Consider the following 537-nt stretch of genomic DNA (forward strand, 5'->3'; position numbering starts at 1 on the left):
CGGCGCCCGCACGGACGGGCGCGGCCGGCAGCGCCAGCGCGAGGAGCGCCGCGAGGGCGATGCGGCAGCGACCCCGGCCCTCAGACACGGCGCACCACGTAGATTTCGGCGAGGCTGTGCAGGATCGCGTCGGCGTGCAGCCGGTCGCGGGCTTCCACCATCACCTCCAGCTCCGCCGCCTGCACGCTCGCGGCGGCATGCAGGCGCTGATGCGACACCTCGATGATATTGCCACCGGCGCCGCCGATGCGCCCGGCGATGTCGGCCAGCACGCCGGGCCGGTCGGGGATCTGCATGTGCAGCCGCAGCAGCCTTCCGTCGCGCAGAAGATTACGCAGCAGCACGTTGGACAGGATGCGGGCGTCGATGTTGCCGCCGCAGACCGGCACGCCGACGCGCTTGCCGCGGAACCGCTCGGGATGGGCGAGCAGCACAGCGATGCCGGCGGCACCCGCGCCCTCCGCCACGACCTTCGCCCCTTCGGCCAGCAGGCCGATCGCCTCCTCGATCTGCTGTTCGGAGGCGACCAGAACGCCG

1 pseudogene is annotated in these 537 nt (G+C 73.0%); it reads right to left on the reverse strand.

The features are described 5' to 3' along the window. Window positions 1-80 precede the first annotated feature (80 nt). Window positions 81-537, reverse strand: a pseudogene (locus B8460_RS08085) (ACT domain-containing protein); the annotation flags it as partial.

Origin of the sequence: Acidisphaera rubrifaciens HS-AP3, assembly GCF_000964365.1 — a bacterium.
Lineage (GTDB): Bacteria > Pseudomonadota > Alphaproteobacteria > Acetobacterales > Acetobacteraceae > Acidisphaera > Acidisphaera rubrifaciens.